Source organism: Nonomuraea sp. NPDC059194 (genome assembly GCF_042754765.1).
Taxonomy (GTDB): Bacteria; Actinomycetota; Actinomycetes; order Streptosporangiales; family Streptosporangiaceae; genus Nonomuraea.
In genome coordinates this window covers 1-15,500 of sequence record NZ_JBHZBH010000060.1, presented here as the reverse complement: position 1 = coordinate 15,500, position 15,500 = coordinate 1, and the positions used below count along the sequence as shown (strand labels likewise).

The window sequence follows — 15,500 nt, the reverse complement described above, 5'->3', positions numbered from 1 at the left end:
ATAGATGATGCACGAGCAGCCGGCTCGCGTGTTCGGTGGCCCCATGACTACTTTTCCTTCGTCCACCGTGCTGGGCTATCCGCGGATCGGCCCGAACCGCGAGCTGAAGCGGGCCCTCGAGGCCTACTGGGACGGCCGCGTCACCCGCGAGGAGCTGGAGCGGGTCGGCGCCGGACTGCGCGAGCAGACCTGGCGACGGCTGGCCGAGCTCGGGCTCGAAGGGCTGCCATCCAACACCTTCTCCCTGTACGACCAGGTGCTCGACACGGCGGTGATGCTCGGCGCGGTGCCCGAGCGCTACCGGGACGCCGAGGATCCCTACTTCGCGATGGCGCGCGGCACCCAGGGGCTGCCGCCACTGCGGATGACCAAGTGGTTCGACACCAACTACCACTACATCGTGCCGGAGATCGGCCCTGACACCGTCTTCGAGCTGGACGCCGCCAAGCCAATCGGCGAGGTGCGCGAGGCCAGGGCGCTCGGGTTCGAGACGCGGCCCGTGGTGATCGGCCCGGTGACGTTCCTGCTGCTGTCGAACGCGCTCGACCGGCTCGACGACGTGCTCGGCTGCTACGAGGAACTGCTGTCGGCGCTGGCCGCCGAAGGGGTGGCGTGGGTGCAGCTCGACGAGCCCGCGCTCGTCGGCGACAGGACGCCTGCCGAGCTGGAGGCGGTGCGGACCGCCTACGACCGTCTCGGTTCGTCGGCGGCCAGGCCGGGGCTGCTGGTGGCGAGCTACTTCGGCGACCTCGGCGAGGCGCTGCCCGTGCTGGCGGCCACCCCGGTCGAGGCGATCGGGGTGGACCTGGTGCGCGGCGGGGTACCCCAGTTGCTAGGCAAGACGGTGGTGGCGGGCGTGGTGTCGGGGCGTGACGTCTGGCGCACCTCGCAGGCCAGGGCGCTGGCGGCGCTGCGTGCCGTACAGGCTGACGGGGTGGTGGTGAGCACCTCGTGCTCGCTGCAGCACGTGCCGTACACCGTGGCGGTGGAGGACGAGCTGGAGCCCGGCCTGCGCGAGCGGCTGGCCTTCGCCGAGGAGAAGGTGGCCGAGGTGGTCACGCTCGCCCGCCTGTTCGCCGAGGGCGCCGCGCCCGCCCCCGAGGAGGCGGCGGCGCAGGTTCGCAGGGAGAGCGCCGCGCCCACCCGCCGCAGCCCCTACCCCGTCCGCGCCAGGGCCCAGGCCGAGCACCTGGACCTGCCCCTGCTGCCCGTCACCACGATCGGTTCCTTCCCGCAGACCGGCGAGCTGCGGGCGGCCCGCGCCGACAGGACGCTGCCGGCGGCCGACTACGAGGCGCTGGTGGAGAAGGAGATCGCGCGCGCGATCGAGCTGCAGGAGCGGCTCGGCCTCGACGTGCTCGTCCACGGCGAGCCCGAGCGCAACGACATGGTGCAGTACTTCGCCGAGCACCTCGACGGGTTCGCTGTCACCAGGCACGGCTGGGTCCAGTCGTACGGCTCGCGCTGCACCAGGCCGCCGCTGCTGCATGGCGACGTCAGCCGCCCCTCCCCCATCACCGTGCGCTGGGCGACGTACGCGCAGTCGCTGACCGCCAAGCCGGTCAAGGGCATGCTGACCGGGCCGGTCACGATCGTGGCGTGGTCGTTCGTGCGCGACGACCTGCCGCTGCGCGAGGTGACGTTCCAGGTCGCCGACGCCATCGCGGAGGAGGTGCGCGACCTGGAGGCGGCCGGCGTGTCGATCATCCAGGTGGACGAACCCGCGCTGCGCGAGCTGCTCCCGCTTCGGGCCGGCGCCCAGGGCGAGTACCTGGAGTGGGCGGTGGCCGCCTACCGCAGGGCCACCTCGGTGGCCGCCGACCGCACCCAGATCCACACGCACCTGTGCTACTCCGACGCCGACCAGATCCTGGCCGCGATCGACGGCCTCGACGCCGACGTGACCACGATCGAGTCGGCCAGGTCGGGAGCGCGCATCCTGAAGGGCGTCGGCGGCTACTCGCGCGGCCTCGGCCCCGGCGTGTACGACATCCACTCGCCTCGGGTGCCGGCCGAGGCCGAGGTCGAGGCGCTGCTGCGGGCCGCGCTGGAGGTGCTGCCCGCCGAGCGGCTGTGGGTCAACCCCGACTGCGGGCTGAAGACCCGCACCTACGAGCAGGTCGAGGCGTCGCTGGCCAACGTGGTCAGCGCGGCCCGCACGCTCCGCCAGGCAGGGTGACCGGCAGCGACCCGGGCTCTGGTGCGCCTGTCCTGAGCGCGGCGTCTGCCCCGCTGACCGGCAGCGGGCCCACCACGTCGAGTCGCGAGACCGCCCTGGTGAGCACCACGTAGAGGCGGTTCAGGCCGCGCGGCTCGGCGGCGGCGATGGCCTCGGGGCCGACGACCACCACATGGTCGTACTCCAGCCCCTTGGCCATGCTCGCCGGCACCGCCGTCACTCTCGCGCCGGGCTCGTCGACCGGCGCGAGGTCCACCCCCGCCGCCCGCAGCCGCGCCGCCAGCGCGGGCAGCTCGTGGTCGGCCGCGATGACCCCGATCGAGCCCTCGTACGCCAGGGCCTCGGTGACGGCGGCCACGGCCGCGCCGTCCGGGCGCATCAGCAGCCGTCCCTCCGACCGGAACGAGCGGGTGCGCGGCACGTTGGCGCCCAGGTCGTCGAGCAGCCCGTTGGCCAGCTCCACGACCTGGGCGGGCACCCTGAACCCGGTCGTCAGCGCGATCACCGTGGCGTCCGGCTTGCCGAGGCTGCGCACCTGCTCGGCCCAGTCGGTCGCCGCCCACGGCGTGGTGCCCTGGGCCAGGTCGCCGAGCACGGTCAGCGAGCCGTACCGGCTCCTGCGGGCGATGGCGCGGCACTGCATCGGCGACAGGTCCTGCGCCTCGTCCACGATCACGTGCCCGTAGCTCTTCGGGTGGTCGAGCAGCCCTTCCAGCTCGTCGATCAGCACGGTGTCGGCGGCCGTCCACTTCCTGCCGGTGCGGGTGATCGCCCGCTGCTCCTCGGGGGTGAGGATGTCCTCGGCGGGCCCGCTCGGGTCGGCGAGCAGTTCGGCCAGCACGTCCTCCGCCTTCACGGCCGGCCACACGGCGTCGATCGCGGGCCGCGCGCCTCTGGTCATCGCCCGCGTCCACGCCGCGGTCGCGGTGCGCCCGCGCAGCTCGGCCTGGCGGCCGATCAGGGCGACCGTCTGCGACAGCACCCGCTCCCTCCCGATCCGGTACGGCAGCGCCGCCCGCCTCGCGTCGTCGACGATCCGCCGCAGCTCCTCCGGCTGGACCCGCCACACGAACGCCCCGTCGCGCACCGCCACCGGCTCGGCGGGCTTGGCGATCCGCCCGTACAGCGCCTTCCTGGCCACCGCCGCCATCCGCTCGTCGTGCTTGACGATCGCGGCCGCGGCGGAGTCGACGCCGCTGACCCTGACCCGCCGGAGCAGCTCGTCCACGGTCGTCTGCTCGACGTCGACCTCGCCGAGCGCGGGCAGCACGGCGCCGATGTAGCCGAGGAAGGCCCGGTTGGGGCCGAGGATGAGTACGCCGTGCCGGTCCAGCCGCTGCCGGTGGGCGTACAGGAGGTAGGCGGCCCGGTGCAGGCCGACGGCCGTCTTGCCGGTGCCGGGCGCGCCCTGCACGCAGATCGACTCCTCCAGCTCGGCCCTGACCAGTTCGTCCTGCTCGGGCTGGATGGTGGCGACGATGTCGCGCATGGGGCCGACCCTGGGCCGCTCGATCTCGGCGGCGAGGATCCTGCTGGCGACCCGCTCGCCGCCGTCGAGGCGCTCGTCCTCGAAGCCGGTGAGGGTCAGCCCAGTGAGGGTCTGCTCGGCCCAGCCGTACCTGCGGCGGGTCAGGACGCCGCGCCGGTCGCCCGCGTGCGCGCGGTAGAAGGCGGTCGAGACCGGCGCCCGCCAGTCGATCACGACGGGCGCCTGCCCGGTATCTCCGGAGATGTGCCGGCGGCCGATGTAGTAGCGGTGGCCGTCCTCGACGTCGAGGCGGCCGAAGAACGGCGGGCCGTCGGGGGTCTCGCTCAGCTCGTTGGCCAGGCTCTTGAGGTGGCGGCCCAGGCGTTCGGCGCTGTAGCGGTCGCCCGCGACGGTCTCTCCGACGATGACGTTGTCACGGGCCCCGTCGAGCATCCGCTGGAGCCCTTTCCTGCACTCGGCGACGTAGGCGCGCTCGGCCTCGAGTTCGGTCATGCAGTTAGTGTAACTCGGTTATGTTTTTGACTCGGTCACATGAGGAAGTGGCCGCTTCCCTGGGGGAGGGTGAGGAGCGTGAATGCCTGCGTGCCGGTCAGCCCGAAGGTGCGGAAGAAGCGGAGGATCATGTCCGCAAGGCTCCCGCCGAACCGGACATCGCGTCCAACACCTGAAATTTCATGATTAACGCTCTTCTGTTGTTAATCTTCGGGGGTGGACATCAACCCCCGGCTCCTGCGGGTGTTCGTCGCCGTCGCCGAGGAGCTCCACTTCGGGCGCGCGGCGGCCAGACTCTACGTGGCGCAGCAGGCGCTCAGCCGCGACGTGCGCCGCCTGGAGGAGCAGCTCGGCGTCGTGCTGTTCGCCCGTTCCACGCGCCAGGTCGAGCTGACGGAGGCGGGAACCCGGCTGCTGCCCGCCGCCAGGCGGCTGCTGGCCGTCCACGACGACCTGGTCGCCGAGATGCGTGGCGCGGCGGGGCCGCTGCTGGTCGACCTCAACAGCGCGGGGCTGGCGCCGCCCCGCTACCTGGTCAGGGCGCGGGAGCTGGCTCCCGAGGCGGAGATCGTGGCCCGCTTCCACGGCGGGCTGTCCGCGGGCGCGGCGGCGATCGTGGCGGGCGCCCTCGACGTGTCGTTCGGCCGCTTCGCCGGGCTGGCTCCCGAGACGCGGGCGCGCCTGGCGCAGGTGCCCGTCAGGCTGCAACCGATGGCGGTGATCCTGCCCGAGACACATCCGCTGGCCGAACTGGAGGAGGTGCCGCTCGGCGTGCTGGCCGACTTCCCGCTCGACATCATGGCGGGCAACCCCAACACCACCGAGTGGACCGACCTCGGCAGGCTGCTGGCCGAGGAGTTCGGCCTGACGCTCGCCACGCCCCACGCGCGCCCGATCGGGCTCGACGAGCTGCTGGTGTACGTCAGGCGGCACGGTGAGCCGGTGCTGTCGAGCATGGGCTGGGGCGAGACGCCCGGGACCGTCGTCCGGCCGCTGGTGGATCCCGTGCCGCTGTCGCTCGTCAGCCTGGTGCACCGGCCGGGGCTGCGGCACCCGGGGCTGGCCGCGCTCTTCCGGGCGGTCGCCGAGGAGGAAGGCTGGATGGACCGCCCGGCCGACTCCTGGCTCCCTGATGCCGACGAGGCGCTGCTGCACCGGCCTGCCGTACCGAATCCTGGGTAGCGGTTGCCGTATGAGCGAAACACCAGACGTGGGACACACGGGGGAAGAGGCGGCCGAGCACGTCGACAGGACGCTGAACGACGACGGGTCGCCGGACGAGCTGGACCAGCGTGACGCCCAGGTGGTGGCGGAGGCGGAGGCGGCGCCCGTCAGGCAGGGACGGCCCGAGCAGGCCGCTGAGGGCGACCCCGACGAGGCCGCCCGCAGGGAGGGCCTGTGGTCCTCGTCGGGGTCCAGGCCCGGCGAGGAGCTCGAGCCGCCGGACTGAGCGGCCTATTTCAGCGCTCCGGCGGTCAGGCCGGTCTGGATCTGCCGTTGGAAGACGGTGTAGACGACGAGCATCGGCAGGATCGCGAGAGTCAGCGCGGCGAACAGCGCCGACCAGTCCTGGTCGTAGCCAGCCGCCGTGGAGATGTCGGCGATGCCCTGGGTGAGGACCCACTTGTCGCGCTCCTGCAGCAGGACCAGCGGAAGCTGGTACTGGTTCCACTGGCCGAGCACGTTGAAGATCGTGATGCTGACGATGCCGGGTCTGGCCATCGGCAGCATGATCTGGAAGAAGATGCGGGTGTGCGAGGCGCCGTCCACCAACGCCGCCTCCGCCACCGCGGTCGGCAGTGTACGGAAGAAGGCCGCCAGGAAGAACACCGTGAAGGGCATCGAGTAGGCGATGTACACCAGCACCAGGCCCGCGTGGGTGTTCAGGCCGATGAAGGGGACCAGCCGCCCCATGTTCTGCACCACGAAGAACAGCGGGGTCAGCGCCAGGTAGACGGGAAAGGCCAGGCCCGAGACGAACAGCAGGTAGAAGGCGCGGTTGCCGCGGAAGGGGTAGCGCGCCAGCACGTAGGCCGCCATCGAGCCCAGCAGCATCGTGCCGAGCGTGCTGAACGACACCACGATGACGCTGTTGAGCATGTACTGGCCGATGTGGGCCTGCTCCCACGCCCGGGCGAAGTTGTCCCATCGGATCGAGGCGGGCAGCGACCACGCGTCGCCGAAGATCTCGTCCTCGCTCTTCACCGACGCCAGGAACGTCCACAGGATCGGGACGATCACCAGGACGGTCCAGACCAGCAGCGCCACGTGCGTGAGCACCGACAGCGGCCCCAGCCGCAGGCGCCGTTCCGCCTTGAGGCTCGTGCGCGATAGATACATCAGTACTCGATTCGTTCCCGACGCGAGAGCCGCAGGGCCAGGATCGCGAAGCCGATGGTGAAGAAGAACATGACGACGCCGAGGGCGGAGGCGTAGCCGAAGCGGAAGTACTGGAAGGCGTTGCGGTAGATCTCGGCGGCCATGACGGTGGTGGAGAAGTCGGGACCGCCGTGCTGGTCGGTCATCACCCACACGATCGCGAAGACGTCGAGGGCGAGGATGCCGAGGTAGACCCACGCGGTCTGGACGGTGTCCCAGAGCAGCGGCAGCGTGATGCGGAAGAACAGCGAGAAGCGTCCCGCCCCGTCGATCTGCGCGGCCTCGAACATGTCGCCGGGGATCGAGGCGAGCCCGGCGGAGAACAGCACGACGTAGAAGCCGACCGCCTGCCAGATCATGACGCCGAGCACCGACCAGAACGCGATCGACGGGTCGGACAGGAACCCGACGGGCGACAGGCCGAGCGCCATGAGGGGGCCGTTGAGCATGCCGCTGCCGTCGGGCCTGAAGACCTGCTGGAACAGCACCGCGACCACGGCCACGGCCAGCACCTGGGGGAAGAAGAACACCACCCGGTAGACCTTCGAGCCCGGCACCCCCGCGATGCCCCTGCCGCCCACGTTCAGCAGGAACGCGAAGAACAGCGCGACGACGATGGTGATCAGCGGCAGCAGCACCAGCAGCAGCGCGTTGTGCGAGACCGCCTTCCAGAAGATCCCGTCGTCGAACAGCCGCCGGAAGTTGTCGAGGCCGACGAACCGCGGCGCGGCGGACACGCCGCGCCAGTCGGTCATCGCGATGTAGAACGCCTGCACGTACGGCGCGATCACGTAGACCAGGTAGAGCGTGACCGGCGCCGCGAGGAACGAGGCGATGAAGAGGCGACGGCGCAGCATGTCAGCGCGTGTACTTCTTGATCGCGGAATCCTTCTTGATCTCGTCGGACTTCTTCTGGATGCGCTCCAGGTACTTGTCGGCGGTCAGCCCGCCGCTCATCAGCTGGCCGGTGGCGGCGATCGCCTCGTCCTTGAGCTGGGCGTACCAGCGCTCCCAGCGCCAGTAGACGGTGTTCGCGCCCGCGGCGGTCACGGCGTCGGACGCGCTCTTCGCGCCGGGCGACAGCGCCCTGCCGTCACCCGCGCCCTTGACCACCGAGACGGTCCTGACCAGCTCGCTGAAGTCGCCGGCCGCCTTCTTCGACAGCATGGCCCTCAGGTACTCCATGCCGCCCTGCGGGTTGGCGCCCTTCGAGGGCACGATGAAGTTCTCGCCAGGCTGGGCGTGGAGCGTGCCGTACGGCATCTTGTCCGAGCCCGTGACGTCGGGGATGACGAACATCTGGTAGGCGAAGTCGGCGGGGGTGGTGTCCTTCTGCTCGTTCTCCAGCCAGGAGCCGGAGGGCAGCATCGCGACCTCGTACTTGTTCTGCGCGGTCTGCGTCTGCACGTGGTCGAGGCCCGCGGTGCCCTGCAGGAGGTACTTGGCGCCGACCTCGGCCCAGCGGGTGGCCGACTGCTTCATGGCGTCGGTGGTCCACGCGCCGTCCTCGAGGTTGTCGATGTTGACCAGCACCTCATTACCGCCGATCTTGGCGGCCATGGTCAGCAACGACTCGTACACATACTGGGGGAACTTGCCCGCGTACGTGAAGGGCGCCATCTTGCCGGACTTCTTGATCGTCTCGCAGAGGGCGATGAACTCCTCCCATGTCTTCGGCGCCTGCCAGCCGTTGTCGTCGAAGGCCTTCTTGGAGTACCAGATGCCGTAGATGTAGTTCACATAGCCGAGCACGCTGAACTTGCCGTCATAGGTGCCGATCTCGACCACGGCGGGGTCGATGGAGTCGCGCACCTTGGTCGAGGGGTCGTCCCACGTGGGCGCGTCGAGCAGCGGAGTCAGGTCGAGGAGCTGGCCGTCCTGGGCGAGGGCGCCGAAGTCCATCGCGTTCGCGCCCGAGTTGTCGATCACGTCGGGCGGGTTGCCGCCGGCGAAGCGCGGCTGGAGGACCTTGGTGATCTCCTTGGTGGTGTTGTGCTTGATCTCCACCTTGGGGTGCTTCGCGGCGAACAGCGGCTGGTGGATGTCCGTGGCGTACGCGTTGCCGAAGCCACCGTCGAAGATCCAGATCTCCAGCGGTTTGTCGGCCGCGACCCCGAAGGGGTTGGCGGCGCTGGTCGGGGCCGCCGCCGCGGGCGCCGAGGTGGCGGGCGGCGCGGCGGGCGTGGCGCAGGCGGCCAGCGCGCCCGCCGCGGGAACGAGAACGGCGCTGCGCAGCAGCTGACGTCGGGTGAGCGGGGTGGTCTGGGGGGTGTTCGGCATGGCTACTCCAGTCGATGACTCTCCACGGCCTTGATGGTCAGCTCGAAGGCCTGATTGGTGCGTTCGTAGGTCTGCTGGGCGACCGCCACGTAGACGGCGTCCAGCACGAACAACTGCGAGTGGACGGCGGCCAGGCCGCCGAGCCTGAACGTGGTCTCCCTGCTGGCCGTGGTGAGCACCAGGTCGGCCAGCTCGGCCAGCGGCGAGCGGGCGAACGAGGTGACCGCGACGCAGACCGCGCCGTGCGTGCGGGCCTCGGCCAGCGCCTCCGTCACCTCCCTGGTGCGACCCCTGTGCGAGATGCCGATCGCGACATCGCCCCGGCCGAGCAGCGCCGCGTCCGACAGGGAGACGTGCGCGTCGCCCGAGCTCCAGCACGGCACGCCGATGCGGCGCAGCCGTCCCTCGAACATCGTGGCCACCGCGCCGCTGGTGGACACCCCCACCAGCAGCACCCTGCGGGCCGAGACGATCGCGTCGGCGACGCGGCCGACGGCCGCCAGGTCGAGCTGGGCGGCGGTGTCCTGGATCAGGCGGGCGTCGGCCGCCGCCATGACCTCGACCGCGGCGTCGAGCGGGTCGTCGGGGCCGATGTCCTGGCCCACACCCGCGCCCCAACCGGCCTGCGCGGCCCTTCCCGTCTCCGTCGCCAGCGCGACGCGGAGCTCGGCGTAGCCGGAGAAGCCGAACGCCCGGCAGAACCTCGTCACGGTGGCGGGCGAGCTGCCCGCCCGCTCGGCCAGCGCGATGATCGTGGAGCGGGCGGCCTCGGCGGGGTCGCCCAGAATCACCTCGCCCACCCTGCGCAGAGCTTCCGGCAGACCGGGCAGTTCGGTTTCGACGCGGCCGAGGGCACCAGATGGCACGAATATTCCTTCCGAATATCGGACCTTGCGGCGAAAATTATTCTTGCAATCGGGTCACGTCAAGACCCAGGATGTGACACGTGCATAACGGCTTCTTTGGTGAAGTCTTGGCCGGTAAGCGAGAGCGAGTGGGCAGGTGACCGTGAAGCGCGGGGACGTCGTGGCCGGTGAGGTGGTGGTCGGTGTCGACGCGGGCGCGACGTCCTCCCGGGTGGCCGTCCACGCCCTCGACGGCACCAGGCTCGGCTACGGCAAGGCGGGCGGCGGCAACCCCAGCTCCCACGGCGTCGAGGCGGCGGCGGCCGCGATCGGGGCGGCGCTCGGCCAGGCCCTCGACGGCGTCGACCCCTCGTGGGTGACGCGCTCGGTGGCTGGCGTGGCGGGCACCACCGTCGGTTTCGATCTCGTCCTCGCCAAGGTGTGGGCCGACCATGGCATCGCCGCAGGCCCGCGCCTCATGAACGACGTGCCGATCGCCTACGCGGCCGGCTCGGCCGCGCCCTCAGGCACACTGCTGCTGTCAGGCACGGGAGCGGTCGCCGCGCGCGTCACCGACCGCGAACTCGGCCTGCTGTCCGACGGGCTCGGCTGGCTGCTGGGCGATGCCGGGTCCGGCTTCTGGATCGGCAGGCAGGCCGCCAAAGCCGTCGTCCACGCCCTCGGCAGGGGGGAACCGGCCGGGCCGCTGTCGGAGCTGGTCGTGGGAAGCTTCCTCGGCGACGAGCGCGGGCCCACGCCGCGCAGGGAGGCCGAACGCATCGTCAGGCTCGCCCAGGCCGACCGCACCGTGCTCGGCCCGCTGTCGGCCCTGGTCAGCCAGGCCGCGACGGCAGGCGACCCGATGGCCGTCGACATCGCCGAGCGGGCCGCCGCCCACCTGGCCGAGACGGTGGCCAGGGTCTACGACGGCGGGCCCATCGTGCTGGCGGGCTCCGTGCTGACCACCCCGGGTCCGGTACGGCAGGCCGTACGGACACTGCTGGAACGGCGATGGGACGCGCAGGTCAGCACGGCGCGCGACGGGGCGGGGGCGGCGGCGTGGCTGGCCGCGCTCGACCTGCTGCCTTCCGGCGCGGCCGAGCGACTGCACGCCGCCTTCACCGGGTGACGGGTTTCGTGGTCAGCCCCTCCACCCTCCGGCAGCCGCGGTGGCCTTCACGAACGCGGTGAAGTCCCTGGGCGGGCGGCCCAGGGCCCGCTGCACGCCGTCGGAGAGATAGTCGTCCTTGCCCTCCCTGAGCGGGGACACCATGTCGGCGAGGACCTGCGCGTCGGTCGCGGGCACACCCTGGGCGACGAGTTCGGCGACGTAGTCCTCGACGGAGAGCGGGACGTAGCGGATCTCCCGGCCGGTCGCCTCGGAGATCGTGGCGACGGCTTCGGCGAGAGTCACCGCCCGCGGCCCGGACAGCTCGTAGGTCTGCCCGGCGGAGCCGTCCTCGGTGAGCGCCGCGACCACGACCGCCGCGATGTCCTCGGCGTCGACGAAGCTGGCCGCACCGTCGCCGGCCGGCAGCCTGAGCTCACCGGCGCGGATCGCGTCCGAGAAGAAGCCCTCGCTGAAGTTCTGGGCGAACCAGCCCGGCCGGGTGATCGTCCACTCGACCCCGCTGTGGCGTACCGCGTCCTCGCCGTCTCCGAAGGTCGCGGCGAGACCGCTGCTGTCGGGAGCGTAGTCCGGCACGTCGACCCCGCGTGCGGAGGCCAGCACGATCCGTTCGACACCGTGCAGGACCGCGCGCTCGACGAAGGGACGGGTGAGGGTCGTGCCGTCCAGCGGCACGATGTACACGGCCTTCACGCCGTCAAGGACCGGGTCCCACGTGCTGCGGTCGGTCCAGTCGAAGCGCTGCTGGCTGGAGCGCGACGCGACGCGCACGGGGATCCCCTTGGCCCGCAGTTGAGAGACGACCCGGCTGCCGGATTTGCCGGTGGCGCCGGTGACCAGAATGGGATGGAGAGACATACCGCACAGCCAATCGCTTCCGGCGTAGACGATCCATGGCCAGGAAGCTCAGATCGATACCTGTGCGTCTACGGTAGGCGTGGTGGACACACTTTCTGATCTGTTGGGCGAGGTGAGGGCGCGCGGTGCGCTCTTCAGGCAGACGATCATCAATCCGCCGTGGTCGCTGCGGATGGCCAGCGGCGCCCCGCTGACGTTGGCCACGATGCTGCGGGGCGAGGCGTGGATCGTCCCCGACGAGGGCGAGCCGGTGCCGATCAGGGTTGGAGACATCGCCATCGTTCGCGGCCACGCGCCGTACACGGTCGCCGACGACCCGTCCACGCCACCGCGGTTCACGGTCGGCAGCGCCGATTACTGCGCGGGGGCCGACGGCATCGAGGCGGGCACCCGCACCTGCGGCGAGCTCTCGGACGACTCGGCACTGCTGCTCAGCGGCGCCTACGAGACCCGCGGGGAGGTCAGCGAGCGACTGCTTCAGGCGCTGCCCGAGGTGCTGGTGCTGTCCGACGCCGACTGTCCTTGCCCGATGCTGGACCTGGTGACCGAGGAGATCGCCAAGGACCGGCCGGGTCAGCAGCTGATGCTGGACAGGCTGCTGGACATGATGCTGCTCTCCACCCTGCGCGGCTGGTTCGACCGGGGGGACGCGCCCGCTTGGTACCGCGCGCTGGATGATCCGGTGATCGGCCAGGCGCTGCGGCTGCTGCACGACAACCCTGCCCACCCGTGGACGGTGGCGGGCCTGGCAGCCAAGGTCGGGGTGTCCCGTGCCGCGCTCGCGCGACGGTTCACCACGCAGGTCGGTGAACCGCCGATGGCCTATCTCGCGGGCTGGCGCATCGCCCTGGCGGCCGATCTGCTGCGCGAGACGGATGACACGGTGGGCTCGATAGCCAGGAAGGTCGGCTACGCCAACACTTTCGCCTTGAGCGTCGCGTTCAAACGTCTGCGCGGCGTCACCCCCAGCGGGCACCGCGCCGCGGCGCCTCCGGTCAGCCGCCCCTTCTGATACGGCCTGCGTAGCGGGCCTCGAGTGCCAGGTTGTGGGCGTCGCCCTCGGGGACGTTCGACGACAGGTAGACCGGCGGCGTCCGTCCCGCCTCCACCATCTCGCGGACCGCCTCTGCGACGACGAGCTGCACCAGCAGGGCCGAGGTGATCGTGGAGACGGCCCCGACCGCGCCCCCGCCGGGCAGGGGAAGGACGGCGTCGCCGCGCGGCGCCCGGTTGTCGAGGACCACGTCGGCGAGTTCGAGCAGCTTGCGCCCCGACGGGTGCCTGGACGGCACGCTGGAGGTGTGGGCGAGGGAGGTGATGGCGATCAGGTCGTGACCGCGCTCCTTGACCAGGGTGGCCAGCTCGACGACGACGCCGTTGACGCCCGAGTTGGAGATGATCACGAACAGGTCCTCGTCCCTGACGGGCGCGAGGTCGAGGATGCGCTGAGCGAGGCCGGGGTCGCGTTCCAGGTCGAAGCGGGCGAGCTCGGCGGGGTCGGCGCCGCCGTACAGGACGATGTCCCTGAGCGCGAGCCGGTTGGTGGGCACGAGCCCGCCGGCGCGGCCGGCGATCTCCATCGCGGTCGCCTCGGAGTGGCCGGAGCCGAACGCCTGGATCACCCCGTCCCTTTCCATCGTCCTGGCGACGAGGGCGGCGGCCTTGCCGATCCCGGGATCCTGCGGAATGACGGCGACGAGGTCGGCGATGTGCCTGGCGTACTCGGCCGGGTTCACGGTTCTCCTTCGGGCAGGCGGTGGCCTTCGACGGCCCTGACGGTCAGGTCGAACGCCTCGCGGGTGCGTTCGTAGGTGCGCTGCGCGACCGAGACGTAGACGATGTCGAGGACGAGCAGCTGGGAGTGGATGGCGGCGAACCCGTGGGCGCGGAAGGTGGTCTCGCGGCTGGCCGTCGTGAGCACCAGCTCGGCCACCTCGGCCAGCGGCGAGTCGGGGTGCGAGGTGACGGCGACGGTGATCGCGCCGTGACTGCCCGCCTCGGCCAGCACCTCGATGACCTCGCGGGTCCTGCCGCTGTGGGAGATGCCGACGGCCACGTCGCCGTGGCCGAGCAGCGCGGCGTCGCTGAGCGCGCTGTGCGCGTCGGACCTGCTCCAGGTCGGGACGCGGATCCGCTGCAGGCGCTGCTCCATCTCGCTGGAGACGGCCGCACTGCTCGACACGCCGAACAGCAGCACCCGGCCCGCGCGGGAGATCGCCTCCGCGACCTTCTCGACCATGGCCAGGTCGAGCTGGGCGGCGGTCTCCCTGATGAGCCTGATGTCGTTGCCCGAGACCACGCCGAGCACCCTGTCGAGGTCGTCGGTGGGGAGGATCTCCTGGCCGATGTCGGTCTCCCAGCGCTGCGTGGCCGTCCTGCCGGTCTCGGTGGCGACGGCCACGCGCAGCTCGGCGTAGCCGCCGAAGCCGAGCGCACGGCAGAACCTGGTGATCGTGGCGGTCGAGGTGCCGCTGCGCTCGGCCAGGTCGACGATCGTCGAGCGGGCGGCCTGCGCGGGATTGGCGAGGATCGCCTCGGCGACCTTGCGCAACGCCTCCGGCTGGTCGGCCTGGTCGGCTCTGATACGGCCCAGCAGTCCCACGCGATGAAAATTATGCTCACCCTCGGGGCTCGTCAAGGGGGCTATCGTCGCGACGGCAAAAATTATTGACCACGCTGGACGTCATGCGCTCTCGTCCTTCCTGGCCCGGCCGAGGGCGTCGACCACGGCCTCGATATCGCTCGGGCTGGTTCGGTGGCTGGTCAGGCACAGGCGGATGGCGGGGCGGCCGGCCAGCCGTACCGTGCTGACCCAGGCGGCGCCGCCGGTGACCACGCGAGCGGCCACGCCCGCGTGCCAGGCGGCGCTCGCCTGCGGCCCGCGGGCCTCGGCTGCGGGATCGGCCACACAGATCACCGGTAGCGGGGTGTCGTTGACCCGCTGCCAGCCTTCCTGGCGCAGGCGGACGGCCAGGAGGTCGCCGAGGCGCACGTCGCGTTCGAGTTGTTCGGCATAGGCGGGCAGCCCGGCGATGGCCAGCGCGAGGAAGACCTTCAGCCCCGCGAAGCGGCGCGACCACTGCACGCTGGTGGCGTACGGATCCGGGTCGAGCGCGCCGCCCGCCGTCGTACCCGCCGTCGCGACCAGCAGGAACGGCTGCCGCCCCGCCGCCAGGTCGGCCGCGCGCAGCTCGTGCAGGGCCACCGTGTCCAGGCGGTGCGCCGCGTCCACCGGCACCAGCCGTACGGCGTCGCGGCCCAGCCCGGTCATGTGCGCGATCTTCAGCCAGGCCAGGTGACTCTCGGCCGAGGTGTACAGCACCGGCCGCCCCGTCAGGCCGGATGTCGGGTAGGAGGGGAAGGCGCGGGTCAGCGCGACGACGACAGCGGTCAGGTTGGCCTCGGCGCCGCCGGTGGTGAAGGTTCCCTCCGTCTTGTCGGGCAGGCCGAGGCGAGCGGCCAGGAACGCCAGCACGTGCCGCTCGATCTCGACGGCGGCGGCGGGGGCGTGGCTGTAGGCGGCCAGTTGCGGGTTGACGGCGGCCGCCATCAGCTCGCCCGCGACGCCCCACCAGGTGGGGGCCGGGTTGAACAGCCCGAATTGACTTCTCCCCGCATAAACGGCGGGGATTCTCCCGCCTCGCGGCGGGGTGTTTACTGCTGCTTCTACGCCGCTTGCGCGGTGCAGGTTTCGGGCGGTGCCAGGGTCGGGATTGCCTTTCCTGGTCTTACCTGCCCTTCACAGTCGTTTCGAGTGTCCGCCAGCCCGGCGGCCACGTCGTACAGGGACCGCAGGCGGATGCCTTCGGCGAGGATGTTGAGCGCGGCGGCGATGTCGCGGTCGTGGTG

General features: G+C 71.3%; 15 protein-coding genes. 5 read left to right on the top strand and 10 right to left on the bottom strand.

Features of this window, described 5'->3' with window-relative positions; genetic code table 11:
- Positions 1-43: 43 nt before the first annotated feature.
- A complete protein-coding gene (gene metE / locus ACFXJ8_RS40820) occupies positions 44-2,179 on the top strand; it encodes a 5-methyltetrahydropteroyltriglutamate--homocysteine S-methyltransferase (protein ID WP_379650437.1) in 2,136 nt (711 codons plus the stop codon).
- Here the strand turns inward: metE and ACFXJ8_RS40815 are convergent.
- Entirely contained in the window at positions 2,145-4,160 is a 2,016-nt protein-coding gene (locus ACFXJ8_RS40815; protein WP_379650435.1) for a HelD family protein, read from the bottom strand. The genes metE and ACFXJ8_RS40815 overlap by 35 nt on opposite strands.
- Before the next feature lie 216 nt (positions 4,161-4,376).
- Between ACFXJ8_RS40815 and ACFXJ8_RS40810 the strand changes: the two genes are divergently transcribed.
- Both ACFXJ8_RS40810 and ACFXJ8_RS40805 read left to right on the top strand, forming a co-directional pair.
- Positions 4,377-5,342, top strand: coding sequence for a LysR family transcriptional regulator (locus ACFXJ8_RS40810; protein WP_379650433.1), 966 nt, complete (start codon positions 4,377-4,379; stop codon positions 5,340-5,342).
- Between the two features lie 10 nt (positions 5,343-5,352).
- On the top strand, positions 5,353-5,610 hold the full coding sequence (locus tag ACFXJ8_RS40805) for a hypothetical protein (protein WP_379650432.1): 258 nt from the start codon (positions 5,353-5,355) through the stop codon (positions 5,608-5,610).
- Positions 5,611-5,615: 5 nt separating this feature from the next.
- Here the strand turns inward: ACFXJ8_RS40805 and ACFXJ8_RS40800 are convergent, their stop codons facing one another.
- From ACFXJ8_RS40800 to ACFXJ8_RS40785, 4 genes are read right to left on the bottom strand one after another with little or no spacing between them, the layout of a single operon-like run.
- Entirely contained in the window at positions 5,616-6,500 is an 885-nt protein-coding gene (locus tag ACFXJ8_RS40800) for a carbohydrate ABC transporter permease (RefSeq protein WP_379650430.1), read from the bottom strand.
- Complete coding sequence (locus ACFXJ8_RS40795; protein ID WP_379650428.1) at positions 6,500-7,396, bottom strand: carbohydrate ABC transporter permease; 897 nt, start codon at positions 7,394-7,396, stop codon at positions 6,500-6,502. The genes ACFXJ8_RS40800 and ACFXJ8_RS40795 overlap by 1 nt, the downstream gene beginning before the upstream one ends.
- A gap of 1 nt (position 7,397) precedes the next feature.
- Positions 7,398-8,819 carry an N-acetylglucosamine/diacetylchitobiose ABC transporter substrate-binding protein gene (ngcE, locus tag ACFXJ8_RS40790; RefSeq protein WP_379650426.1) on the bottom strand — a complete coding sequence of 474 codons (1,422 nt, stop codon included), beginning with the start codon at positions 8,817-8,819 and terminating at the stop codon, positions 7,398-7,400.
- 2 nt (positions 8,820-8,821) lie between these two features.
- The gene (locus tag ACFXJ8_RS40785; protein WP_379650424.1) at positions 8,822-9,685 is read right to left on the bottom strand and encodes a MurR/RpiR family transcriptional regulator; all 864 of its coding nucleotides are present in this window, start codon (positions 9,683-9,685) and stop codon (positions 8,822-8,824) included.
- A 136-nt stretch (positions 9,686-9,821) separates the two neighbouring features.
- On the opposite strand from ACFXJ8_RS40785, the gene ACFXJ8_RS40780 reads away from it, so the two are divergent.
- Entirely contained in the window at positions 9,822-10,793 is a 972-nt protein-coding gene (locus ACFXJ8_RS40780; protein ID WP_379650422.1) for an N-acetylglucosamine kinase, read from the top strand.
- Between the two features lie 12 nt (positions 10,794-10,805).
- On the opposite strand, the gene ACFXJ8_RS40775 is transcribed toward ACFXJ8_RS40780, so the two are convergent.
- Positions 10,806-11,651, bottom strand: a complete 846-nt coding sequence (locus ACFXJ8_RS40775) for an SDR family oxidoreductase (protein ID WP_379650420.1) — start codon at positions 11,649-11,651, stop codon at positions 10,806-10,808.
- Between the two features lie 82 nt (positions 11,652-11,733).
- Between ACFXJ8_RS40775 and ACFXJ8_RS40770 the strand changes: the two genes are divergently transcribed.
- Positions 11,734-12,663, top strand: coding sequence for an AraC family transcriptional regulator (locus tag ACFXJ8_RS40770; protein ID WP_379650418.1), 930 nt, complete (start codon positions 11,734-11,736; stop codon positions 12,661-12,663).
- Here the strand turns inward: ACFXJ8_RS40770 and ACFXJ8_RS40765 are convergent.
- From ACFXJ8_RS40765 to ACFXJ8_RS40750, 4 genes are all read right to left on the bottom strand, one after another.
- Positions 12,647-13,387 carry a sugar isomerase domain-containing protein gene (locus tag ACFXJ8_RS40765; RefSeq protein ID WP_379650417.1) on the bottom strand — a complete coding sequence of 247 codons (741 nt, stop codon included), beginning with the start codon at positions 13,385-13,387 and terminating at the stop codon, positions 12,647-12,649. The two genes, ACFXJ8_RS40770 and ACFXJ8_RS40765, sit on opposite strands and share 17 nt — an antisense overlap.
- Positions 13,384-14,253 carry a MurR/RpiR family transcriptional regulator gene (locus tag ACFXJ8_RS40760; RefSeq protein ID WP_379650415.1) on the bottom strand — a complete coding sequence of 290 codons (870 nt, stop codon included), beginning with the start codon at positions 14,251-14,253 and terminating at the stop codon, positions 13,384-13,386. The genes ACFXJ8_RS40765 and ACFXJ8_RS40760 overlap by 4 nt, the downstream gene beginning before the upstream one ends.
- A gap of 81 nt (positions 14,254-14,334) precedes the next feature.
- Entirely contained in the window at positions 14,335-15,246 is a 912-nt protein-coding gene (locus tag ACFXJ8_RS40755) for a pyridoxal phosphate-dependent decarboxylase family protein (protein WP_379650478.1), read from the bottom strand.
- Positions 15,247-15,317: 71 nt separating this feature from the next.
- Positions 15,318-15,500, bottom strand: a 183-nt coding sequence (locus tag ACFXJ8_RS40750) for a hypothetical protein (protein WP_379650414.1), incomplete at its 5' end; no start/stop codon positions are given.